This is a genomic window from Amycolatopsis sp. cmx-11-51 (assembly GCF_047608665.1).
In the GTDB taxonomy this organism is placed as follows: domain Bacteria; phylum Actinomycetota; class Actinomycetes; order Mycobacteriales; family Pseudonocardiaceae; genus Amycolatopsis.
The window spans coordinates 219,813-240,503 of record NZ_JADNQO010000002.1 but is presented as its reverse complement, the minus strand read 5'-3'; the positions used below and the strand labels follow the sequence as shown (position 1 = coordinate 240,503).

The window sequence follows — 20,691 nt, the reverse complement described above, 5'->3', positions numbered from 1 at the left end:
CCCGAACTCTAGTGCCCGGAAGCGGCTCGTGCCCCGTCCCGGACCGCCCGGCGGGTCAGCCGGGCTGGTCCCCCGTGGCCACCGCGCGCTCCGGATCGCGGGACCAGTGCGACCACGAACCCGCGTACAGCGCCGCGGGCTCCGGGTGACCGGCGACCTCGAGCGCGAGGACGACCGACGAGGCGGTGACGCCCGATCCACAGTAGACACCGATCGAGGTCTCCGGGGTCACGCCGAATTCTTCGAATCGCTCGGCCAGTTCCGAGGCGTCGCGCCAGCGGCCGTCCTCCGCGAGATGCCCGGAGAAGGGGGCGTTGACCGCGCCGGGGATATGCCCGGCGCGCGGGTCGATCGGCTCGGTCTCCCCCGCGTACCTCGGCTCGGCCCTGGCGTCGAAGAGCAGACCTTCCCTGGCCAGGGTGGCGGCCTCGGCCGCGTCCAGCACCGGCATACCGCCGGGCTCCACGACGATGTCCCCGGCCTCGGGTACGGGGACCTCGTCCGTGAGCGGGCGCTCCTCCTCGACCCAGGCGGCGAACCCGCCGTCCAGCACGGCGACCTCGGCGTGCCCGGCCCAGCGCAGCAGCCACCACGCTCGGGCCGCGACCGATCCGTCGGAGTCGTCGTAGACCACGACCGGGTGACCCGCGCGGACGCCGGCCGCCCGCAGATGCCGCTGCAGTGTCTCCGGCTCGGGCAGCGGATGACGACCGCCGTCACCCGGCTCCCCGGCGAGCGCGGTGTCGAGGTCGACGTACACCGCTCCCGGGAGATGTGCCTCAAGATAGGAATCGGCACCGGGCGGGCCGACGAGCCGCCAGCGGACGTCGAGGACTACGGAGCGTGCCGATTCCGGTGAGGAGAGCTGCGCGGCGAGTTCGCTGGTGGTGATCATGGGGCGCATGGGCCCATCTTCCCGCGCCTCGTGGCTTCAGGCCCAGCTTGGGGGACCTTCCCGCTCCGGAGCTTGTTGTCCCCACGCCTGCGTCGCTGTCAGTGCCAGCGACTACGATGAGCTACGCGGACGAAGGGGACAGCGTGAACGATCTCATCGACACCACAGAGATGTACTTACGTACGATCTACGAGCTCGAAGAAGAGGGTGTCGTCCCGCTGCGGGCCCGGATCGCGGAGCGGCTGCAGCAGAGCGGCCCGACCGTGAGCCAGACCGTCGCCAGGATGGAACGCGACGGATTGGTCGTGGTCGCGGACGACAGGCACCTCCAGTTGACCGACCACGGTCGCGAGCTCGCCATCGCGGTCATGCGGAAGCACCGGCTGGCCGAGCGCCTCCTCGTCGATGTGATCGGCCTGGAATGGGAGCACGTCCACAACGAGGCCTGCCGCTGGGAACACGTGATGAGCGAAGCCGTCGAGCGCAAGCTGGTCAAGCTGCTCGACCACCCGACCACCTCGCCCTACGGCAACCCGATCCCGGGACTGGACAAGCTCGGCGACGGCGATCCCGCCCCGCCAGCCGAAGCCGACCTGGTGCGGCTCGACGAGTTCGCCCGGATGGGTGGCGGCGACGTCGAGATCCGCCGCATCGCCGAGCACGTGCAGCTCGACGAGACGCTGATGACGGAGCTCAAGTCGGTCGGCATCGTGCCCGGCGGCCGGGTCAAGGTCGGCAAGACGGCGCCCGGCGGGACCATCGAGGTCACCGGTGGGAACAACATCGCCCAGGTGCCCGTTTCGGCGCTGCACGCCGTGCTGGCGCAGGCCAGGTGAGGGCCGCGTCCGACGCCGCAGCGACCTTCCGGACCCTTCACGACCGGGTTCCGGCCGGGGTCTGGTCCGCACCCGGCCGGGTGAACCTGATTGGCGAGCACACCGACTACAACGACGGTTTCGTGCTGCCGTTCGCCCTGCCGCACCGGCTCGCCGCCGCGGCGAGCCCGCGCGAGGACGGTGTCCTGACCGTCGCCACGCTCGGGTCGGACGGCCGGGTCCAGGAATCCGGCCCGCTCACCATCGCCGACCTGCGCCCCGGTGCGGTCGAGGGGTGGGCCGCGTACCCGGCGGGGGTCGCCTGGGTACTGCGTGACCAGGGTCTCGGCGGCGGCGCGGACGTGGTGATCGCGGGGGACGTGCCCTCGGGGGCGGGACTGTCCTCCTCCCACGCGCTCGAATGCGCCGTCGCGCTCGCCCTCTTGGGGTTGAGGGGCGTCACTCCGGGGACCGGCTCGGGCGGGCCGGCCCTGCACGAAGTGGCCCGCTGGGTGCAGCGTTCGGAGAACGACTTCGTCGGGGCGCCGACCGGCCTGCTCGACCAGACCGCTTCCTTGTGCTGCACGGAATCGAACGTGCTGTTCCTCGACGTCCGCTCCGGCGAGATGGAGCAGGTGCCGTTCCCGCTGGAGGAATCCGGCGTCCGGATCCTGATCATGGACACCCGCACGAAGCACTCGCACGCCGAGGGCGGCTACGGCGAACGCCGGAGGGGCTGCGAGCGCGCCGCGGAACTGCTCGAGGTGAAGGCGCTGAGGGACATCGGCGTCGACGGGCTGGACACCGCGCTCGCCAAGCTGCCGGACGAACTGGTGCCGTTGGTGCGCCATGTGGTGACGGAGAATAAGCGTGTCCTCGACACCGTCGAACTGCTGCGGGCAGGCCGGATCGCCGGGATCGGCCCTCAGCTGGACGCCTCGCATGTCAGCATGCGCGACGACTACCGGATCTCCACCCGTGAACTCGACCTCGCCGTCGATTCGGCCCGCGAAGCCGGGGCGCTCGGCGCGCGGATGACCGGCGGCGGCTTCGGCGGTTCGGCGATCGCACTGGTCCGTGAGTCCGATGTGGACGCTGTGGGGCGAGCGGTGAAGGCCGCGTACGAGACTGCGGATCTGCGCCACCCCAGGCTGTTCACCGCGGTGCCTTCGCGCGGCGCGGGTCGCGACGAGCCTTAGCCATCTGGTGAAAGCCCGGTTGCCTATTGTCACGATCGAGCCGGTGAGGCAGAACTGTATGGATTTCGGGTCGTCTGACGCGCCGAAATCCACACGATCAGCGCCACGGCCCGGTGCCACGTAGGTCACCGGCCCCTCGCGCGAACAGGTCACCTTCGCCCCATACCTCAAGAGAGGCCTTTCCACCCCCGGGCGCGACGGACGCCCGGGAGCGTGGAGACTGGGCCGCGACCGCATCCGCAGCAGAAAGGCGCGAACGTGACCGACGAACCGACCAAGACCCTGAAACTGATGGTGACGGGCGGAGCCGGTTATGTGGGCAGCGTCTGCGCGGCCCGCCTCATCGAGGCGGGGCACGACGTCACCGTGGTCGACGACCTCTCCACCGGGCACGCCGACGCGGTGCACCCGGACGCTGTCTTCATCGAGGGCGACGCCGCCGAGGTCGCGCGGCGAATCCTCGGCGACGGCTTCGACGGTGTCCTCCACTTCGCCGCCAAGTCGCTGGTCGGTGAGTCGATGACGGATCCGGCGAAGTACTGGGAGGGCAACGTCCTGACCTCGCTTCGCCTGCTCGAGGCGATGCGCGACCACGGCACGAAGCGACTGGTTTTCTCCTCCACCGCGGCCACTTATGGCGAACCCGAGTCCTCCCCTATCCCGGAGACGGCCCCGACGCGGCCGACGAACACCTACGGCGCGACGAAGCTGGCCATCGACCACGCGATCACATCGTTCTCGCGCGCCCACGGCATCGCCGCGGTGAGCCTGCGCTACTTCAACGTCGCGGGCGCCTACGGCTCCTTCGGCGAACGGCACACCACCGAAACCCACCTGATCCCCCTCGTGCTCCAGGTCGCCACCGGGGACCGCGAGCGGATCCAGATCTTCGGTGACGACTACCCGACCGCGGACGGCACCGCCATCCGCGACTACATCCACGTGGTCGACCTCGCCGACGCGCACCAGCTGGCCCTGCGCCACGCCGTCGACGGCGAGCACCGCGTCTACAACCTCGGCAGCGGCACCGGTTTCTCCGTGCGCGAGGTGATCGAGTCGTGCCGCCGCATCACCGGTCACGAGATCCCCGCCGCGGTCGCGCCGCGCCGGGCGGGCGACCCGTCGGTGCTGGTGGCCTCCAGCGAGCGGGCGGGTGACGAACTCGGCTGGAAGCCCGAGCGCACCGACCTCGACGGCATCGTGGCCGACGCGTGGGAGTTCACGCGGTCCCGCCCAGCGGCCCGAGACTGAGTGCGAGCGGGCTTTCCGCCCGCTGCCGCAGAATGATCCCGGCCACTTCGGACGGGGACAGCATCCCGTCCAAGGCGGCTGTCAGCAGTCCGGTCATTCTGTGCTCCGGATCGACTTCGCGCGCCCTGGCCAGCGCCATCCCGGCGACGGTCAGGTCACCGCGGGCGTAGGCGGCGTGCGCCTTCAGGCACAGTGCCTCGGCGGATTCCGGCTCGGGCAGCTCACGGGCGAGGCAGAGCCAGAGATCCTCCGCGGTCCGCGCCAGTGACGAGTCCACCGGCGCGGCGGTGAGCAGGCAGGCGTCCCGGACTTCGACGAGGGAAAGCGCCCAGGCCAAGCGGACGGCCTGGTCGTCGGTGAGCACCTGGTCGCCGCTCTCGACGCGGGCGAGCGCGGCGTTCACTTCGGCGAGCCCCGCCTCGGCGACGGTGGCATCTCCTTCCCAGGGCGGCTCCGCCAGCCGGGTCAGGAGGTCGGAACGCCGCGCGAGCGTTTCCGGCGGACCGGCTTCGAAGACACGCTCCAGGTCCTCCCTGCACTCGCGGGTGACGTGGCCGGCACTGGTGGCGACCGCGGCGATCACCGACTCACGAGGATCGGGCAGGATGCCGCCGCAGTCCCTGTCGCGGTAACACCCCCACCGCACGCCGGCGGTGATGGACGGCACCCACAGCGAGTGCAGCAGGGGGATGCCGTACTCGGCGAGCGAGGTTTCCAGGCGCCGGACGAAACGGCGGCGTGGCGGCCGCCCGGCCGGGTTCGGGGAACCGCCGCCGACGACGGCCACCGTGGCACCGGTGTGCGCGGTCGCGGCCAGCCTGCCAGCGAGGTCGAGCGCTTGCTCCTTCTCGAGGCTGGGCGGCGGAACGTCCACGCGCAGGGTCATGCCCTGCCGTTTGCGGTCCGGCCCTCGCTGTCCGAAGACGACGACGGAGTTCTCGGGGTGGAACCCGAGGATGTACGGGATCGCGGCGAGCAGGTCCGCCGGATCCTTCAGATCGACCTTGGTCCTGCCGGTCGGGGTGGAAGTGGTCATGCCCCCACCCTGCGGCGGGAATGGGGCCGCCGGGTGGGGGCAGGACATATCTGTGGACAGCCGGGGCCGTTGTGCACAACCGCCGTGGACCGGTCGCGGGGACGCGGATCCTGTCGGTGGGGTGGTCTATCGTGCCCGGCCCCGCAGGGTCAGTCGCAGTGTTCGAACGGGCTCTCGTAGGCGTTCGAGCCGACCGAACCGCCCCACTTGACGCAGGTCGAGGCGGCCGTCTTCGTCACGGGCCCGGCGTAGTAGGTGAAGCTGCCGGAATCGGTCGTACGAGCCGAACCCTGAACTTCGAGGAACGCCGAAACCGGCGACGCGGTGCCGAGCGAAACCGCCTTCAGCGTGGTCACGCAGTTACCCTTGGTCGAGGCGTTGTACAGCAGGTACGCCGTGCCGGAGCCCCCGGCGAGCGCCTGCGAGTCGACCACCGAGAACCCGCTTCCGCACACCTCCGTGGCCTCGTACGGGTTGCCGCCGCACGAGTTCTTGCTGGTGAAGTTCGTGTGGCCGTAGTACGGCACCGCGACCCCGTTCAGCTTCGCCTTCTGTGCCGTTCCGTTGAGCCGCTCTTCGAAGTGCAGGTGAGGGCCGGTCACTCCGCCGGTCGCCCCGGCCGTGCCGATCTGCTTGCCGAGGCTGACGGCCTGGCCGACCGAGACCGACTGGGTCGAGAGGTGGGCATAACGGGTGGTCCAGCCACCACCGTGGTTGATCTCGACCCAGCGCCCGTAGCTCGTGCTGCCTTCGTTGGCGACCCGGCTGACGGTGCCACCCGCCGACGCCAGCACCGGCATTCCGGTGATTCCCGACTTCTGGAAGTCGACCGAGTTCGCCGGGCTGTGCCCGCTGAATGTCGCGGCCGTGACCGTCACCCCGCATTTGAACGGGACCTGGAAGTTCGGAGCCGCCGACGCCTGCGTCGTTCCGGCCAGGGTCAGGCCGAGCGCGGGGAGAACGGTGGCCGCGGCGAGCACTGCGAGGCGTCGCAACCTGGACATGGAACCTCCATCGGATGGGGAAGCCGGACGCCGCGAAGCAAAGCCGGGCGAAATACATTTTCCATACAAGCCCGAGGTCGGGTCGGCGTTTTCCGCCCGAAACGCCGGATGCCACGTCTCCCTCGGAAGACGTGGCATCCGGCGTGGGACGACTCAGCCGAAGGCCGCGCGCAACGCGGGCTTCCCGCCCGCCACCGGCAGCACCACGGTGGTCCGGTTCAGTTCGAGCGAGATACCCGCCCCCGGCTTCGGCCGGAGCGTGTAGTCGTGGTCGCTGGAGGCCAACAGGAACTCGATCTTGTGCCCGGCCGCGAGCAGATAGTCCTTCGCCACCAGCTCGACCTCGACCTGGTAGCTCTCACCGGGGGTGATCGGGTCGGTGCGGGCGGGGTCGCGGCGGTTCTGCGGGTCGGTCCAGCCGCGGCTGATCACCTTCGCCGTACCGTTCGGGGCACGGTCTACGAGCACCGCCGTCACGTTCGCGGCGGGCTTGTCGAAGGACACCGACAACCCGACCTTCGCGGTGCCGGACAAGCGTACGGGCTGCTTCGCCGCGGTGGTCGAGTACAGCAGCCGGTTGCCCGACGAGGCCGCGTTGGCGAGCTGTTCGACGGTCTTGCTCGCGTCGTCGGCCAGCTTCTCGACGGCGGCCTTGCCCGGAACGGCGTTGCGCGTGTCGAGCTTGCCCTTCGAGGAGCCGCCGGGCCACGGGTAGAGCTTCACGTCCTGGGTGCCGGGCAGCGGCCACTCGGGCTCGTCCACCCACGACTTGTCCTCACGCTGGATGGTGGCCTTCGGCTCGCGTTCGATGCCGTTGTCCACGTCGTAGAGGTAGTGCGACATCCACTTGTTGATCGTGGCGAGCCAGACGTCGCGGCGGAGGCTGATCGGGTCGGCGTGGCCGGACTGGTGCAGCCAGATCTTGTGCTCGACGCCGTGCTGCTTGAGCGCCTCGTACCAGCGCGTGCCCTGGTCGGTCTTGACGTTCCAGTCGTTGAGGCCGTGCACCACGAGCACCGAGGCCCGCACCTTGCGCACGTCGTTGCGGTAGTTCCGCACGTCCCAGAAGGGGCTGTAGTCGCCGGTCACCCGGTCCTGGTCGACGGCGATGCGGTCGATCAGCGGGCGGCAGACGGCACGATCCTTGCGTGTGTGGACGTAGTCCGCGAGCACGTCGGCGTCCTCGCCCTGGAAACCGCCGGCCGCGACGACGGCGCCGTCGTTGCGGTAGTAGTCGTACCAGCTGGAGATCGCCGCGATGGGGACGATCGTCTCCAGCCCTTCGACGCCGGTGCTGGCCACCGCGTTGGGCAGCGTGCCGTTGTAGGAGACGCCGGTCATGCCGGTCTTGCCGGTGCTCCAGTCCGCGACCGCGGCCTTGCCCCCGGCGTCCCGCGCCGTCGCCCTGCCGTTCAGCCAGTCCACAATGGACTTCGCGCCGATGGTCTCGTTGACGTCACCGGTGCTCGGGCAGCCGGTGGACTGGCCGCTGCCGAGCGACTCCCCGTACACCACGGCGAAGCCGCGGGCGATGAAGTAGTTCTGGTAGCTCCAGTTGATCGGCGCCGGGTTCGGGCCGACGGTCTTGGTCGCGATCCGCGGGCCCGCGGGGGCGCGCTTCGCGCCGGGCACGTACAGCTCGACGTCGACGTTGTGGTTCGCCACGTCGTTGCCGCCCGCGTAGTACGGGCTGGCCTGGTAGACGACCGGGACCTTCATGCCCTGCTGGGTCGCGCGCGGCCGCACCACCTCCGCGTGCACGAGGTCGTCCTTGCCGTCACCGTCGCTGTCGACCGGTGCGGTGACCCAGACGTTCTCCCGGATGACGTCCGCCGGGTCGAACACCGGTTGCGCCTGGCCGTCCTTGAAGACCGGCGTCGGCGGGGCATCGGCTTGGGCAGGCAGAGCCGTCGCTGGAAGAACCAGGACGGCGGTGAACAAGGCGGCGAGCCTGGCGACTCTCACGGGACCCCCAAAGGCGGGCGGGTAAGACGCAGCTGAGGTTTCCGGCCGCCCGAACAGGTGTCAAGAGACTAACGTCGGAGGCATGCCGAGCATCGTGGAAGCACCGATCGTCGCCGTCACCGTCTACCCCCACCATGCCCGGATAACGAGACGGGCCTCGGCGCGCCTTGACAAGGAGACGCGGTTCGGTTTCGCCGGTCTGCCCTGGAACCTGGACTCCGATTCCGTGCGCGTCACCGGTTTCGGCCCGGCTGTCATCGCCGGTGTCGACGTCGCCGTCGAGCGCCATGCCGTGCCCGCCGACGCCGCCCTGCGCACCCTGATCGAACAGCGGCGCGTCGACCAGGCCGTGGTCGACGAGGCCGCGGACGCCGTCGCCGCGGAGACCGCGAAGGTCGAGCTGCTGACTGGCGTGGCGAAGCGGAGTGGCGGCAGCTTCGCGAAGGCGCTCGCGGCGGGCACGGCGGAACCGCCCCGGGTCGCGGAGGTGACCGACGCGCTCGGCACGCAATTGGCCGACGCGCTGGGCAAACGCCGCGAACTCGGCATCCGGCTCGCCCGCCTCCGTGACGACCTCGGCGCGCTCGACCGGGAGATCCAGTCGAAGCAGGGGCTGTCCGAAGTGGACAGCGCGACGGTCACGGTCGAGCTGGAAAGCCAGGAGGACGGCGCGGAGATCGGCCTCGAACTGTCCTATGTGGTCGCGAACGCGAGCTGGGAACCCGGTTACGACGTCCGCGTCCGGGGCGAGGACGTCAGCGTGACCTGGTACGGGCGGATCACCCAGCACACCGGCGAGGACTGGCCCGAATGCGAGCTGGCCCTGTCCACCGCGCGACCGGCGAACACCGTGGTGGTCCCCGAACTCGAACCGTGGTTCCTCGACCGCGTGCGCCCGGTCCAGCCAATGATGGCCCGCGCCGCGTACGGCGGGGCGTCGCCGATGGGCGGCGGGGTCCCGGAATCGGTGGGCATGCCGCCGCCCCCTGCCGCCGCCCCGATGGCGGCGCGGACCGCGACCGCCGAAGAAGGCGCCACCGCGGTCACCTACCGGCAGGGCCGTCCGGTGGCGGTGCCTTCCGGCGCGCAGGGTCACCGTACGACGCTCGCGCAACTGGACCTGACGGCGAAACTGGGCTACCTCACCGCTCCGGCGATCTCTTCGGAGGCGTATCTGCGGGCGACCTTGATCAACACGTCGGAACACACGCTGCGGCCGGGGAAGGCGTCGGTGTTCCACGAGACGGAGTTCGTCGGCACCACGCGGCTCGAAGTCTGGGCGCCGGGTGAGGGGCTCGAACTCGCCCTCGGCGTGGACGACCGGATCCGGGTCGAACGGGAACTCGCGCATCGCTCGGCGAGCAAGGCGACGCTGTCCGGCGTGCGCAAACGAGAAGCCTCCTACAACACGACCGTCAGCAACCACAGCCCGCGCGAAGCGGTCGTGACCGTGCTGGACCAGGCGCCGGTCTCCCGCGACGAAGCGATCACGGTTCGCGACCTCCGCGCCGTACCCGAGCCAGTGGAGCAGACCGAGCTGGGCGAATATACCTGGCGGCTGACGCTCGCTCCGGGCGCGAAGGGCGTCGTGACGCTCGGATATCGGGTGGATGTCGCGAAGGGTGTGGAGCTCTCGGGGTGGCGCGAGTAGCGCCCTCGGGATGCTATGAACGGTCCGTTACTTGCAAATTTTGCAAGTAACGGACCGTTCATAGCATTGTCGGCCGGCTTCAGCCCTGCGAGATGTACGCCTCGAGCTGTTCCTGACTTTTTTCCAGCTGTTCCATGCGTGTCTTCACGACGTCGCCGATGCTCACGATCCCCGCGAGCCTGCCGTCCACCAGGACCGGGACGTGCCGGATACGGCGTTCGGTCATCAGGACCGACAGCTGGTCCACCGAGTCCTCGGGGGTACAGCTGGCGACCATCTTCGTCATGATCGCGGACACCGATCCGTCGAGCAGCTGGGGTCCGCGCTCGTTGAGCCGTCGCACCACGTCCCGTTCGGAGACGATCCCGACGATCCCGCCCTCGTCGTCGACGACCACCAGGGCGCCGACGTTGTGCTCCGCCAGTCTCTCGAGCAATTCGGTGACGTTCGTCTCCGGCGAGACGGTCGCGACGGCCGCCCCCTTGTTCCGCAACAGATCGGAAATCCGCATACGCGCTCCTCCCGGATGGGTGACCTGAGTCACTCCAGGTTATGGCCTCACCGCCGCGCGCGATAGTCCGGAGAGTCCGATTCGATGCCCAACCTGGTCGCGAGCGCGTCGTACGCCTGGATGATCCCGGTGCCGTACGGGTCGTCGCCGAGCGCGCCGAGTGTCCCCTGACCGAGTTCCCACTGGGCCTTCGCGGCCTCGTGATCACCGAGTTTGCGGTGATCCTCGGCGAGGTTGAGGTGCAGCGACGGGTAGAAACCGCGCACGGCCAGGGTCGCGTGATACTCCTGGGCGCGTTCGTCGGTCAGCGAGTCCGCGGCCGCGAGCGCGCGGAGATCCCAGGCGAGTTCGTCGGCCGGGTCGTCGCAGACGTCGGCCATGTAGTGCGCGAGCGCGCATCGGTGCAGCGGGTCGCCGTCCTCGCCGATCCGCTCCCACAGCGCGGCGAACTTCTCGCGCGCGCCCGCCCGGTCGCCGGAGATGTGCAGCTGGAGGCCGGTGTTGATCTCGGCCATCACGTCGTCTGTCATTTGACCTCCGAAGCGGTCGCCGCCCAGGTGTTGCACGACGACGTCGTCTTGCCCACGAATCCGGCCTTCGCCCATTTCAGCTGATTACGACGGCTGCCGTGGGTGTCGCTGTCGTCGGTGTTCCCGTAGGTGTCGAGCGCGGCACCGGCCAGCGAAGTGCTGATCGACCCGCGGCCGGCGGCGGCCGCGAGGGCGAGCGCGCCGAAGCAGTTCGCCTGCAGTTCGATGCGGCGGACCCGTTCCTTGTCGGCCGGGCTGTCCTCGTCCGGCGAGGTCATCTTCTCGGCGGCGGCCGACAGGATCCCGCTGGAGCGCTGGATGTGGTGCCCGTACTCGTGGGCCATCGTCGCGAGATGACGGGACCGTTCGAGGCCGGCGTCGCTCAGCATCCACTCGGTCGGCGCGTAGATCGTGGTGTCGCCGCCGCAGTAGTAGGCGACGGCCTCGGCCTCGCTCGGCACCTTCCCGCAAGCACTCGTCTCCGGCAGCGTCACCTGCACGGTCGCCGGCAGCGCGGGCTCGTTCGCCTGGTCCAAAGCCGGTTTCCAGGCTTCGGCGAGACAGGAGGCGAAAGTCTTGTAGTACCTCTCCAGCTTCGCGGGGTCTCGGCTGATCGCCGGCAGCCGGCAGGTGACCGCGGCGAGCGCGATCCCGTCGGCCAGCAGCGGGTTCGTTTCCAGCTCCCGCACCTCCTCCGGCGTGGGTCTGGCCGTCCCGGCCGGCGCCTTGGCGCGTTCCGAGGTGAGCGCCTCCGCCACCGGAAGGGCCTGGCCGCCGATCTCCCGCGGCCCGCCCGCCATCGCCATCCCCACGGCGGTCAAGGCGGCGACGATGAACAAGCCGACCACGGCGGAGCCCGTGTTGCGGGGTACCTCGTCAGTGCCGGTCATGGTCTCCCCCAAGCGTGCGAGCCATCAGCATACGAAAACACCACACCTGGTGGCGCCGGGGCCGACGCCCCGGCGAGACTGTCAACATGAGTGACGAGGACCCGTACCTGTGGCTGGAAGACGTGACCGGCGGCGAAGCGCTGGACTGGGTGCGAGCCCGCAACTCCGAGTCCCTGGCGGAGCTGTCCACCGGTGAGCGGTTCGCCGGTATCCGTGACGAGGTCCGCGAGGTCCTCGACGCCGACGACCGGATCCCGTACGTCCGCCGCCGCGGCGAATACCTGTACAACTTCTGGCAGGACTCGGCAAACCCCCGCGGGCTGTGGCGCCGCACCACCCTCGAGCAGTACCGGCTCGACGCGCCGGAGTGGGAGCTCCTGCTCGACGTCGACGCGCTGGCCGAGGCCGACGGCGAGAACTGGGTGTGGCAGGGAGCCGCCGTCCTGCGGCCGGGTTACGACATCGCGCTGGTCGAACTGTCGCGTGGCGGGGCCGACGCGACCGTCGTCCGCGAGTTCGACCTCGAAGGACGCCGCTTCGTCGAGGATGGGTTCTTCGTGCCCGAAGCCAAGACCCGGATCGGCTGGATCGACCGCGACCGCGTGTACATCGGCACCGACTTCGGCGCGGGGACGCTGACCAGCTCGGGCTATCCGAGGCTGGCCAAGGAATGGCTGCGCGGCACCCCGCTCGAAGAGGCGACGGTGGTCTTCGAGGGCAAGCCGGACGACGTCTCGGTCTCCGCCCACCACGACCCGACCGAGGGATACGAGCGCGACTTCGTTTACCGGTCGATCGACTTCTATCGCACGGAGCGGTATCTCAGGACACCTGGCGAACTTAAGCGGATCGAGGTCCCCGAAGACGCCCAGACGTCCTCGCACCGCGAATGGCTGCTGATCCGGCTCCGCTCGGACTGGACCGTCGACGGCACCACCTACCCGTCCGGGACCCTGCTCGCCTCCGGGTTCGACACCTTCATGGCGGGTGAGCGCACCTTCACGACGCTCTTCACACCCGACGCGCACACGTCGCTGGAGTACTGGGCATGGACGCACGACCACCTGCTGCTTTCGACGCTGTCCGACGTCCGAACGGAACTGCGCGTGCTCACGCCGTCGGACGACTGGAGTTCGCAGCCACTCGCCGGCGCCCCGGAGCTGGGCACGGCGCAGATCACCGGCACCGACCCTGACGTCAGCGACGAGTACCTCCTCGACTCCAGCGGCTACACCCAGCCGTCGACGCTGAGCTACGGACACGTCGGAGGCGACGTCGAAGTCCTCAAACGCGCGCCCTCGTTTTTCGACAGCGAAGGCATGACGGTCTCGCAGTACTTCGCGACGTCGGAGGACGGCACGAAGATCCCGTACTTCGTTGTACGCCCCTCCGGCGCCGAAGGCGGGCCGACACTGCTGACCGGGTACGGCGGCTTTGAGGTCTCGCTGACCCCCAGCTATAGCGGCGTGATCGGCCGAGGCTGGCTCTCGCGCGGCGGGACCTACGTCGTCGCGAACATCCGCGGCGGCGGCGAATACGGGCCCGACTGGCACACCTCGGTCACCAAGGCCGAGCGGTACAAGGTCTACGAGGACTTCTCGGCCGTCGCCGCCGACCTCGTCGAGCGCGGCATCAGTGAGCCGAACCGCCTCGGGATCCAGGGCGGCAGCAACGGCGGGTTGCTGATGGGCGTGATGCTCACGCGCTACCCGCACCTGTTCGGCGCGATCGTGAGCCAGGTACCGCTGCTGGACATGAAGCGGTACCACAAGCTCCTCGCGGGAGCGTCGTGGATGGCCGAGTACGGCGACCCCGACGATCCGGTGGAATGGGACTTCATCGGGAAGTACTCGCCGTACCAGAACGTCCACAGTGGACGGGACTATCCGCCGGTCCTGTTCGTCACCTCCACCCGTGACGACCGGGTGCATCCCGCGCACGCGCGCAAGATGGTCGCGCGAATGCTGGAACAGGGGCACGACGTGCGGTACCACGAGAACATCGAGGGCGGTCACGGCGCGGCCGCCGACAACGAGCAGCTGGCGTTCAAATGGGCGCTGATGCTCGAATTCCTGTGGGAGAAACTCGCCTGACGTGTCATGAAAGGGTCTTTCGAGACACATTTCGTCTTGAAAGACCCTTTCACGACACCTGGCTCACTCCGCCACCTTCGCCAGCACCACCCCTCCCACGATCAGCGCCATCGCCGCGAACCGTCCGAAACTGAGCGGGTCCTTGTGGATCACGACGCCGAACAAGATCGCGCCCACCGCACCGATCCCGGTGAACACGGCGTACGCGGTCCCCACCGGCAGCGAGTCCATCGCCTTCGACAGCAGAAAGACCGCCGCGACACCGAGTACGAAACAGAGCACGGTCGGCCAGAACCGGGTGAAGTTCTCCGTCGGTTTGATGCTCTGCGACCAGGCGACTTCGACGACCCCTGCCAGTAGCAGGATTCCCCAGCCCATCAGGCGATCCTTTCGGTCGCGGCCAGCTCTTCCGCCGCCAAGAGCGCCTGTCCCCGCGACGCGACCCGGTCGGGGTCACGCGGGTTCAGCCGCGGATCGACGAGCGCGTTCGTGAGCTCGGAATGCAGGAACGTGACGTCGTGGACGTCGTAGTGCCCGGCGAAGAAGTCCCGCAGATAGCGCTCGTGATGATCGACCTGCTCCCGCGGCGTTCCCGGCAGATAGGTGCCGCCGCGCGCCCCGGCGACCACGAAAGCCTTGCCCGCCAAGGACATCTTCGGGAACGTCACCTGGTCGATCCACAGCTTGAGCGTCGCGGGGATCGAGAAGTTGTACATCGGCGCCCCGATCAGCACGACGTCGGCGGTGAGCAGTTCGGCCAGCAGCGGCTCGATGACGGTCCACGCCTCGCGCTGCCCCGGCGTCTTCACCACCGAGGCGTAGCCGGCCGGGTCGGTGATCCCGGTGGCGAGGAGGGCGTCGTAGATCTCGGTCCACGCCTGCCCGATCGGCGGCACCGGCTCCGCGGCCAAGTCGCGGTAGATGTAGCCCGCGCCAGGACGCGCGGCGCGCCAGACGTCGGCGAAGCGTGCACTCAGCTCACGGGAGAACGACGCGCTGCGGGCACTGGAGTCGAGGTGGAGAAGGTGGCTCATCCGGCCTCCCAGATCGTGAAGTGGACATGTCGTCCACTTGCTTCACCGGGTACAAGTGGACGTCGCGTCCGGATATTCCCTAAGCTGCGGACATGCCGACGGAAGATCTGCTCGCGAACGGTCCGGGACGGGAACGCTCGGACGCCGCCCGCAACCGCGCGAAGATCCTGGAAGCCGCCGAAGAGCTCTTCGCCGCACGTCCAGCCGCCGACGTCACCATGGAGGACATCGCCAAAGCGGCCGGGGTCGGCCGCGCCACGCTGTACCGCCGCTACCCGGATCGCTCGGCGATCGCCGTCGCCCTGCTGGACGAACACGAGCGGGAACTGCAGGAGCGACTGCTCACCGGCCCTCCCCCGCTGGGCCCCGGCGCACCGCCCGCCGAGCGGCTGGCCGCGTTCTACGCGGCGATGACCGACCTGCTCGCGCGGCACGCGCATCTCGTCCTCGGCACCGAAGTCGGGCACTCCCGGTTCACCACCGGTCCGTACCGGCTGTGGCGCACGCACGTCCGCGTCCTCGCCGAGCAAGCGGATGCGAAGGACCCGGACGCGCTCGCCGACATCCTGCTGGCGCCACTCGCCCCCGAGGTCTTTCTTTACCAGACCGGCGAACTCGGCCTGAGTCCCGAGCGGATCACCGACGCGCTGAGCGAGCAGGCGCGACGCGCGCTGTCCTGATCAGCGCCGCACGCTCTTCTGGCCCGGCGAGCCGCTCCTGGTGGACGACGGTCGTCTTGCCCGGCCCCGCCGGACGGAGTCCCACCTGGATCGTGCTCTCGTGGTCCCAGCCCTTCGGCCGCCAGGTAAGGCCGCACTCAAGCAACTCCGGGACGCGCTCTACCGCGTCGCGCCCACCCACGCCCGCGGCGAAGCACCGTCGGACGAAGACCTCGTCTTGTTCGAACGACTCGACCGGGGCGAACCCACGGCCGGTGATCGACCCGGAAACGCGGCGGCTCGCCTGGGCGCCGCCCGTCACCGGAAAGCAACTGCCTGATCGCGGGCCGCCGCTGGTGCTCGATGGAGCGCTGCGGCAACCGCGCCAAGATCCGGGCCTACCGGGCGCGGACCGAAACCGCGTGATCGCTAGAATTTCCGGCGATGCAGGGTGCGGCGAAACTGGAACAGCGCGTCGTGGAGACGGCGGAGAAACTGCTGTCCACGCGGAAATCGGTGACCGCGCTCGACGTCCTGACCGGGATCGGCTGGTTACCGGACACCGTCCTCGAGTCCTGGCAGCAGGGCCGGATCCCCGATCTGTCGACGGCCTTGCCGGTGAACGCGGAGAAATTGAGCTTCGCTCTCGGCGCGCTTCGGCGATGGGCGACCGGGAAAAGCCTCGAGAGCGCCAAAATCGAGCACGTCGGGGCCACTCGCGACCGAGCCCCGCTGAAGGCGACCTCCGGCGAACTGGCCGACCTCGAGCCGGTGTTCCGAACGCAGTGGATCATGCCCGGGTTGTCCGAGGCCAAACGCGCGCAAGTCGTGGCGAGGCAACGGAAAGCCCCCGACCTCATCGTCTTGGTGACCCTCAAGGAGTGGACGTGTGCCGACTGCGGTGGCACCGGCGGCCTGCTGTTCCTGGAGAACGAGGTGCCCCACTGCCTCGACTGCGCCGACCTCGGCCACCTGGTTTTCCTGCCTTCAGGTGACACCGCCCTGACCCGCCGGGCGAAGAAGGCGAGCCGGCTCTCCGCCGTCGTCATGAAGTTCAACCGGTCACGGAAACGCCATGATCGGCAAGGGATCCTGGTCGAGGACGCGGCGTTGCGCAGCGCCGAGGACCAGTGCCTCGCCGACGAAGACGTCCGGGAACGACGTCGCGGACGCGATCGCGAGCGGCGAGCGCTGGAGGACGTCGAGTTCACCGCCCGGTTCTTCGCCGCGATCACCGAAATGTTCCCCGGCTGCCCGCCGGACCGGGCACGCGCCATCGCCGAACACGCCGGCCTGCGCGGCAGCGGCCGGGTCGGCCGGTCGGCCGCCGGACGGGAACTGGCCGAGCGAGCGGTGTTCCTCGCCGTCGTCGCCTCGATCCGGCACCTCGACACCGACTACGACGACCTCCTCATGGCAGGTGTGGAACGACAGGCCGCCCGCGACCGCATTCAGACGGCCATCGACGCCGTCCTCGAACGCTGGCGAACCTGATCCCTGTAGTCGGTCACAACAGGTAGTGGGCTCGGCCCCACCTGCCGAACTCGGCACCGGTACAGGGCAGGCGCATACCTGTGACCCGAACCAAGTCGATGAGATTCCCAGCAGCCACTTCGGTCAACTTCCCATCCCGGCAGGCCCTGGCCAGGAGCCATACGGTTCCGTGAACTTCAAGACCGAACCGCCGGGCCACCCGGATCGCGGCTTGGTCATCGGTTATCGCGATACCGCTTCGCAACTCGGTTACGGCGAAAACGCTGGCTTCTCCCCGATCTCGCCCACTCGCGCCGATCCGTTCCGCCCACTTCACAAAACATCCGATCCACTCGAGCTCCAGCGCGTCCTGAAGGGCCGGATGAGCCGACGAACCACGGCGTAGCTCCTCGATGACCACGTAAGTCGTTCGACATTCGTCGGAGACGAGCAGATCCCGCAGTACGTCGAGCCGTCCGCACGCGCGAAATGGTTCAGACACGTCGCATCGAGGACCAGGGGACACCCGGCGGTCACGAGCCGGAGCTCGTCCCGGTCTCCGGGAGGTCGTCGATTGCGATCTCACCGTGCATGAGCTCGACTGCCCTGGCAGGCGTGACGCAGCTCTGCCTCAAGGCCTTCATCACAGCGCGGGCATAGCTTGGCGGGACCCGCACCCCTTCCAGATCAGGCTGCGGATCCCATCCGACGGCGTCCCTGAGCTCCGCTCGCGTCGGCGCCTCAGAGAACCAGCTCGTGAGGCGATCGCCGTCGAGCAGGCCGACGTAACCGGCCTGGCGCACGGTCAACGACCATGAGGTGCGGTAGACAGCGGACAACCGGATCAGTTCAGCCCGCAGATCACTCGTCGACGCCCGCTCGAGCACACCTGAAGGAAGCAGGAACTCCGCCGCGAACACGTCAATGACCCGTTCGCGCTCTTCACGCGACGTCGAGACACCGAGATCGGCTGAATACTCGTCTCCCAGCACCAGATGACCGAGCTCATGGGCCGCAGTAGCCCGTCGCCTGCCCGGATCGGCAAGCCTGCTGACCACGGACACCCCGAGATCGCCGTTAACCAATGAGGCGCCATCTCCAGGAAGGTCGGAAACCAGAACGTACTGCCCGGCACGTTCGCATTCCGCCATCAGCGTCCGGATCGGCTCCTGCCCGAGACCATGTCGCTCTCGCAGCCAGAGAGCCGCCACGCGGGCACCTTCCGCATCTGTCACCGGGCTGTCGTACACCACAGCCTTGCCGGGCTCGAGAAGATCGAGAGAGTAGGAGTCCCTGGACACGGCGCTGTCCGTGTCATCGACCAGGCGGTACGCCGTGACAAGACAGGTGGCCGCTCGCGGAGAAAATGCCCCATCGGAACTTGAAGCGCGGAAGCCAGCTTTGCCAGCTCGAGAGCGTCGATCTGGCGACCGCCGGATTCGATCTTGGCGATCTTCGTCCGCTCGAGGCCGACAGCATTCGCAAGGTCGGCTTGCGACATACGCGCCGCCAGCCGACTCTCCCGGACACGCTCGCCAACCTCAGTCCATTCCACCGGACCAGCGTGGTGCGATTTTCGCACATTCGTCAAGTCGACCTGTGAACACTGCCCGACCGAGTTGCGCCCCCGGTCTCTGTCACGTTCCGGCCGTGGGCCTCGTCCAGAGCGCATGTACTCCGCCTATCTCACCTTGGCCATCCTGACGATCGTGATCAACGCCGGAATCGCCGCCGCCGACTTCGCGCGGGTCTCGTTCGTCCTCAGAAACTCCGCCGAAGTCGACGTACCCCCGTCCTGGATCTCGCCGCTGGCCTCTCTCAAGGCGGCGGGCGCGGCCGGGCTGCTGCTCGGCCTGCTTGGCGTGCCGTACCTCGGGACAGCGGCGGCGGTCGGGCTCGTGCTGTTCTACGTCGGCGCAGTCAGCACCCACGTGCGCGCCCGCGTTCTCTACAACATCGCTTTCCCAGCGGGCTTTCTCACGCTGGCGGTGGCGACGCTCGTCCTCGACTTGGCGCGATGAGGTCAGTCCGCCGGTAGGGCACTGAAGTGTTCGGCGACGACGTCCGCGATCGCTTCGCGAGCCGTCGATCTCCAGCACGCGGATGTCAAGCACCCACTCGAACCGCGCCGGGAAGCCGGCGATCGTGTCGGCGGCCATCTGTTCCGGCGCGGGGTCGACCCATCCGGTGTTCGGGTGGGGATCCTCCGCGGGAGACGGTCGGCTGGCCCGCCCACTGACCGCCCCGCTCAAGACCAAGAGCGCGTACCGGAAGCCTGTCAAGGACATGACTCGCGCCGAGTGCCGCGAATTGCTCCACGAGTTCCGGTCGACGAAGACCTCGAAGGCCGGACCGTCCTCGTCCTCGATGAGGTCCACCACACCGGCTGGACGATGGCCGATGTCACTCACGCGGCCGAACAAGCGGGAGCCGCCACCGTTCTGGGCCTCGCCGCAGCGAGGAACCTCACACATTGAACCGCCGAGCGACGCGGGGGCGATGATCTTCACCCCCCGCGCCACAGAACCGGTGTCAGCTGCAGCCTGAGGTCGCTCCGCAACCCTCGCAGGCGTAGCAAGAACCGGCGGGCCGCATCTTCGTACCGCAGGTCATGCAGAGCGGCGCGTCGGAAGCCGTACCGAGGTTCAGCTCCACCAGTTCCGCCGTCGAATGCGCCACCCGTTTGACGGGATCCGCGGCCGACGAGTCCACAGTGGACCGGAGTGCCTCGATGTCGACGTTCTCCGCGGCGGGCGCGGCGCCGTAGTTCGCCTCGACCTGCGCCGAACGCTCGTCGGCGGTGAAGATGCCGAGCTGCGCGCGCTTCTCGTACGGCAGGTAGTCCAGCGCCAGCCTGCGGAACAGATAGTCCATGACGCTCGTGGCGATCCGGATGTCCGAATCGTCGGTCATGCCGGCGGGCTCGAAGCGCAGGTTGGAGAACTTCGAAACGTAGAATTCCAGCGGGATCCCGTACTGCAGGCCGACCGAGATCGACATCGAGAAAGCGTCCATCACGCCCGAGAGGGTCGAACCCTGCTTACCGAGCTTCACGAAGATCTCGCCGAGCCCGTCGTCCGGGTAGGAGCCGGCGTGCAGGTACCCCTCGGCGCCGCCGACGGTGAAGGACACCGTCTGGCTCGGGCGCTTCTTCGGCAGGCGCTTGCGGACCGGCCGGTATTCGACGACCGTCTCCGACTCGGGCTCGGCCTTCTCCTTCTTGCCGCTGGACAATGGCTGCCCGACCTTGCAGTTGTCGCGGTAGATCGCGAGCGCCTTGAGACCGGACTTCCAGCCCTGGAAGTAGATCTCCTCGACCTCCTCGACGGTCGCCGACTCCGGCATGTTGACCGTCTTGGAGATCGCGCCGGACAGGAACGGCTGTACCGCGGCCATCATCCGGACGTGTCCCATCGGCGCGATGGACCGCTCCCCCACCGCGCAGTCGAACACCTCGTAGTGCTCGGAGCGCAGACCGGGGGCGTCGACGACGTGACCGTGCTCGGCGATGTACTCGACGATCGCCTCGACCTGTTCGGCCTCGTAGCCGAGGGCGGCCAGCGCACGCGGGATGGTCTGGTTGACGATCTGCATCGAACCGCCGCCGACCAGTTTTTTGAACTTGACCAGCGAGAAGTCCGGCTCGATACCGGTCGTGTCGCAGTCCATCATGAAACCGATGGTG

At 68.8% G+C, this 20,691-nt stretch carries 23 protein-coding genes and 1 pseudogene; 11 read left to right on the top strand and 13 right to left on the bottom strand.

Annotated features, from left to right (window positions below):
• Positions 1 to 55: 55 nt before the first annotated feature.
• Positions 56 to 904 carry a sulfurtransferase gene (locus ACM6LU_RS09985; protein ID WP_414937339.1) on the bottom strand — a complete coding sequence of 283 codons (849 nt, stop codon included), beginning with the start codon at positions 902 to 904 and terminating at the stop codon, positions 56 to 58.
• 107 nt (positions 905 to 1,011) lie between these two features.
• Between ACM6LU_RS09985 and ACM6LU_RS09980 the strand changes: the two genes are divergently transcribed.
• The 3 genes from ACM6LU_RS09980 (at position 1,012) to galE (ending at position 4,160) form a co-directional block, all read left to right on the top strand.
• Positions 1,012 to 1,731, top strand: coding sequence for a metal-dependent transcriptional regulator (locus tag ACM6LU_RS09980; protein WP_084749284.1), 720 nt, complete (start codon positions 1,012 to 1,014; stop codon positions 1,729 to 1,731).
• The gene (galK, locus tag ACM6LU_RS09975; protein WP_414937338.1) at positions 1,728 to 2,909 is read left to right on the top strand and encodes a galactokinase; all 1,182 of its coding nucleotides are present in this window, start codon (positions 1,728 to 1,730) and stop codon (positions 2,907 to 2,909) included. Before ACM6LU_RS09980 ends, galK begins: the two co-directional genes overlap by 4 nt.
• 291 nt (positions 2,910 to 3,200) lie before the next feature.
• A complete protein-coding gene (gene galE, locus ACM6LU_RS09970) occupies positions 3,201 to 4,160 on the top strand; it encodes a UDP-glucose 4-epimerase GalE (protein WP_414937942.1) in 960 nt (319 codons plus the stop codon).
• Here the strand turns inward: galE and ACM6LU_RS09965 are convergent.
• The 3 genes from ACM6LU_RS09965 to ACM6LU_RS09955 all read right to left on the bottom strand — a co-directional run bounded on the left by ACM6LU_RS09965 (position 4,129) and on the right by ACM6LU_RS09955 (position 8,165).
• Complete coding sequence (locus ACM6LU_RS09965; protein ID WP_414937337.1) at positions 4,129 to 5,196, bottom strand: DUF4192 domain-containing protein; 1,068 nt, start codon at positions 5,194 to 5,196, stop codon at positions 4,129 to 4,131. The two genes, galE and ACM6LU_RS09965, sit on opposite strands and share 32 nt — an antisense overlap.
• Positions 5,197 to 5,345: 149 nt before the next feature.
• A complete protein-coding gene (locus tag ACM6LU_RS09960; protein ID WP_414937336.1) occupies positions 5,346 to 6,200 on the bottom strand; it encodes a M23 family metallopeptidase in 855 nt (284 codons plus the stop codon).
• Between the two features lie 153 nt (positions 6,201 to 6,353).
• The gene (locus tag ACM6LU_RS09955) at positions 6,354 to 8,165 is read right to left on the bottom strand and encodes a Xaa-Pro dipeptidyl-peptidase (protein WP_414937335.1); all 1,812 of its coding nucleotides are present in this window, start codon (positions 8,163 to 8,165) and stop codon (positions 6,354 to 6,356) included.
• An 82-nt stretch (positions 8,166 to 8,247) separates the two neighbouring features.
• Here ACM6LU_RS09955 and ACM6LU_RS09950 point away from each other — a divergent pair, with 82 nt between their 5' ends.
• The gene (locus ACM6LU_RS09950; RefSeq protein ID WP_414937334.1) at positions 8,248 to 9,816 is read left to right on the top strand and encodes a DUF4139 domain-containing protein; all 1,569 of its coding nucleotides are present in this window, start codon (positions 8,248 to 8,250) and stop codon (positions 9,814 to 9,816) included.
• Positions 9,817 to 9,895: 79 nt separating this feature from the next.
• Here the strand turns inward: ACM6LU_RS09950 and ACM6LU_RS09945 are convergent, their stop codons facing one another.
• From ACM6LU_RS09945 to ACM6LU_RS09935, 3 genes are read right to left on the bottom strand one after another with little or no spacing between them, the layout of a single operon-like run.
• Positions 9,896 to 10,327, bottom strand: coding sequence for a CBS domain-containing protein (locus ACM6LU_RS09945; protein ID WP_409491779.1), 432 nt, complete (start codon positions 10,325 to 10,327; stop codon positions 9,896 to 9,898).
• A gap of 47 nt (positions 10,328 to 10,374) precedes the next feature.
• Complete coding sequence (locus tag ACM6LU_RS09940; protein WP_414937333.1) at positions 10,375 to 10,857, bottom strand: hypothetical protein; 483 nt, start codon at positions 10,855 to 10,857, stop codon at positions 10,375 to 10,377.
• On the bottom strand, positions 10,854 to 11,747 hold the full coding sequence (locus ACM6LU_RS09935) for a neutral zinc metallopeptidase (protein ID WP_414937332.1): 894 nt from the start codon (positions 11,745 to 11,747) through the stop codon (positions 10,854 to 10,856). The genes ACM6LU_RS09940 and ACM6LU_RS09935 overlap by 4 nt, the downstream gene beginning before the upstream one ends.
• A gap of 86 nt (positions 11,748 to 11,833) precedes the next feature.
• On the opposite strand from ACM6LU_RS09935, the gene ACM6LU_RS09930 reads away from it, so the two are divergent.
• On the top strand, positions 11,834 to 13,840 hold the full coding sequence (locus tag ACM6LU_RS09930) for a prolyl oligopeptidase family serine peptidase (RefSeq protein ID WP_414937331.1): 2,007 nt from the start codon (positions 11,834 to 11,836) through the stop codon (positions 13,838 to 13,840).
• Between the two features lie 63 nt (positions 13,841 to 13,903).
• On the opposite strand, the gene ACM6LU_RS09925 is transcribed toward ACM6LU_RS09930, so the two are convergent.
• Both ACM6LU_RS09925 and ACM6LU_RS09920 read right to left on the bottom strand, forming a co-directional pair.
• Entirely contained in the window at positions 13,904 to 14,218 is a 315-nt protein-coding gene (locus tag ACM6LU_RS09925) for a DMT family transporter (protein WP_414937330.1), read from the bottom strand.
• The gene (locus tag ACM6LU_RS09920) at positions 14,218 to 14,874 is read right to left on the bottom strand and encodes an FMN-dependent NADH-azoreductase (protein WP_414937329.1); all 657 of its coding nucleotides are present in this window, start codon (positions 14,872 to 14,874) and stop codon (positions 14,218 to 14,220) included. The genes ACM6LU_RS09925 and ACM6LU_RS09920 overlap by 1 nt, the downstream gene beginning before the upstream one ends.
• Positions 14,875 to 14,966: 92 nt before the next feature.
• Here ACM6LU_RS09920 and ACM6LU_RS09915 point away from each other — a divergent pair, with 92 nt between their 5' ends.
• The gene (locus ACM6LU_RS09915; protein ID WP_414937328.1) at positions 14,967 to 15,554 is read left to right on the top strand and encodes a TetR/AcrR family transcriptional regulator; all 588 of its coding nucleotides are present in this window, start codon (positions 14,967 to 14,969) and stop codon (positions 15,552 to 15,554) included.
• Here ACM6LU_RS09915 and ACM6LU_RS09910 read toward each other — a convergent pair.
• Positions 15,511 to 15,855, bottom strand: a complete 345-nt coding sequence (locus ACM6LU_RS09910; RefSeq protein ID WP_414937327.1) for a hypothetical protein — start codon at positions 15,853 to 15,855, stop codon at positions 15,511 to 15,513. The genes ACM6LU_RS09915 and ACM6LU_RS09910 overlap by 44 nt on opposite strands.
• Before the next feature lie 41 nt (positions 15,856 to 15,896).
• Between ACM6LU_RS09910 and ACM6LU_RS09905 the strand changes: the two genes are divergently transcribed.
• The 3 genes from ACM6LU_RS09905 (at position 15,897) to ACM6LU_RS09895 (ending at position 17,412) form a co-directional block, all read left to right on the top strand.
• Entirely contained in the window at positions 15,897 to 15,959 is a 63-nt protein-coding gene (locus tag ACM6LU_RS09905) for a CGNR zinc finger domain-containing protein (protein WP_414937941.1), read from the top strand.
• Between the two features lie 18 nt (positions 15,960 to 15,977).
• On the top strand, positions 15,978 to 17,027 hold the full coding sequence (locus tag ACM6LU_RS09900) for a DUF2293 domain-containing protein (protein WP_414937326.1): 1,050 nt from the start codon (positions 15,978 to 15,980) through the stop codon (positions 17,025 to 17,027).
• 169 nt (positions 17,028 to 17,196) lie between these two features.
• Positions 17,197 to 17,412, top strand: coding sequence for a hypothetical protein (locus ACM6LU_RS09895; RefSeq protein WP_414937325.1), 216 nt, complete (start codon positions 17,197 to 17,199; stop codon positions 17,410 to 17,412).
• Between the two features lie 127 nt (positions 17,413 to 17,539).
• Here the strand turns inward: ACM6LU_RS09895 and ACM6LU_RS09890 are convergent, their stop codons facing one another.
• Both ACM6LU_RS09890 and ACM6LU_RS09885 read right to left on the bottom strand, forming a co-directional pair.
• A complete protein-coding gene (locus tag ACM6LU_RS09890; RefSeq protein ID WP_414937324.1) occupies positions 17,540 to 18,307 on the bottom strand; it encodes an ImmA/IrrE family metallo-endopeptidase in 768 nt (255 codons plus the stop codon).
• Complete coding sequence (locus ACM6LU_RS09885; protein WP_414937940.1) at positions 18,238 to 18,507, bottom strand: helix-turn-helix domain-containing protein; 270 nt, start codon at positions 18,505 to 18,507, stop codon at positions 18,238 to 18,240. Before ACM6LU_RS09885 ends, ACM6LU_RS09890 begins: the two co-directional genes overlap by 70 nt.
• A 169-nt stretch (positions 18,508 to 18,676) precedes the next feature.
• Between ACM6LU_RS09885 and ACM6LU_RS09880 the strand changes: the two genes are divergently transcribed.
• Together ACM6LU_RS09880 and ACM6LU_RS09875 are read left to right on the top strand one after the other, a co-directional pair.
• The gene (locus ACM6LU_RS09880) at positions 18,677 to 19,027 is read left to right on the top strand and encodes a DoxX family protein (RefSeq protein WP_414937323.1); all 351 of its coding nucleotides are present in this window, start codon (positions 18,677 to 18,679) and stop codon (positions 19,025 to 19,027) included.
• A 279-nt stretch (positions 19,028 to 19,306) separates the two neighbouring features.
• Positions 19,307 to 19,483: a hypothetical protein gene (locus tag ACM6LU_RS09875; protein ID WP_414937322.1), complete on the top strand. Its 177-nt coding sequence runs from the start codon at positions 19,307 to 19,309 to the stop codon at positions 19,481 to 19,483.
• A gap of 55 nt (positions 19,484 to 19,538) precedes the next feature.
• Here ACM6LU_RS09875 and ACM6LU_RS09870 read toward each other — a convergent pair.
• Positions 19,539 to 20,690: pseudogene (locus ACM6LU_RS09870) on the bottom strand (ribonucleoside-diphosphate reductase); the annotation flags it as partial.
• Position 20,691: the final 1 nt, after the last annotated feature.

What these genes read in the sequence shown, in the direction of transcription:
- ACM6LU_RS09885 (WP_414937940.1), bottom strand. Translation starts at nt 18,507, where the DNA reads ATGTCGCAAGCCGACCTTGCGAATGCTGTCGGCCTCGAGCGGACGAAG.
- ACM6LU_RS09880 (WP_414937323.1), top strand. Translation starts at nt 18,677, where the DNA reads ATGTACTCCGCCTATCTCACCTTGGCCATCCTGACGATCGTGATCAAC.
- ACM6LU_RS09915 (WP_414937328.1), top strand. Translation starts at nt 14,967, where the DNA reads ATGCCGACGGAAGATCTGCTCGCGAACGGTCCGGGACGGGAACGCTCG.
- ACM6LU_RS09920 (WP_414937329.1), bottom strand. Translation starts at nt 14,874, where the DNA reads ATGAGCCACCTTCTCCACCTCGACTCCAGTGCCCGCAGCGCGTCGTTC.
- ACM6LU_RS09960 (WP_414937336.1), bottom strand. Translation starts at nt 6,200, where the DNA reads ATGTCCAGGTTGCGACGCCTCGCAGTGCTCGCCGCGGCCACCGTTCTC.
- ACM6LU_RS09965 (WP_414937337.1), bottom strand. Translation starts at nt 5,196, where the DNA reads ATGACCACTTCCACCCCGACCGGCAGGACCAAGGTCGATCTGAAGGAT.
- galE (WP_414937942.1), top strand. Translation starts at nt 3,201, where the DNA reads ATGGTGACGGGCGGAGCCGGTTATGTGGGCAGCGTCTGCGCGGCCCGC.
- ACM6LU_RS09930 (WP_414937331.1), top strand. Translation starts at nt 11,834, where the DNA reads ATGAGTGACGAGGACCCGTACCTGTGGCTGGAAGACGTGACCGGCGGC.
- ACM6LU_RS09945 (WP_409491779.1), bottom strand. Translation starts at nt 10,327, where the DNA reads ATGCGGATTTCCGATCTGTTGCGGAACAAGGGGGCGGCCGTCGCGACC.
- ACM6LU_RS09940 (WP_414937333.1), bottom strand. Translation starts at nt 10,857, where the DNA reads ATGACAGACGACGTGATGGCCGAGATCAACACCGGCCTCCAGCTGCAC.
- ACM6LU_RS09925 (WP_414937330.1), bottom strand. Translation starts at nt 14,218, where the DNA reads ATGGGCTGGGGAATCCTGCTACTGGCAGGGGTCGTCGAAGTCGCCTGG.
- ACM6LU_RS09900 (WP_414937326.1), top strand. Translation starts at nt 15,978, where the DNA reads ATGCAGGGTGCGGCGAAACTGGAACAGCGCGTCGTGGAGACGGCGGAG.
- ACM6LU_RS09950 (WP_414937334.1), top strand. Translation starts at nt 8,248, where the DNA reads ATGCCGAGCATCGTGGAAGCACCGATCGTCGCCGTCACCGTCTACCCC.
- ACM6LU_RS09985 (WP_414937339.1), bottom strand. Translation starts at nt 904, where the DNA reads ATGCGCCCCATGATCACCACCAGCGAACTCGCCGCGCAGCTCTCCTCA.
- ACM6LU_RS09935 (WP_414937332.1), bottom strand. Translation starts at nt 11,747, where the DNA reads ATGACCGGCACTGACGAGGTACCCCGCAACACGGGCTCCGCCGTGGTC.
- ACM6LU_RS09980 (WP_084749284.1), top strand. Translation starts at nt 1,012, where the DNA reads ATGAGCTACGCGGACGAAGGGGACAGCGTGAACGATCTCATCGACACC.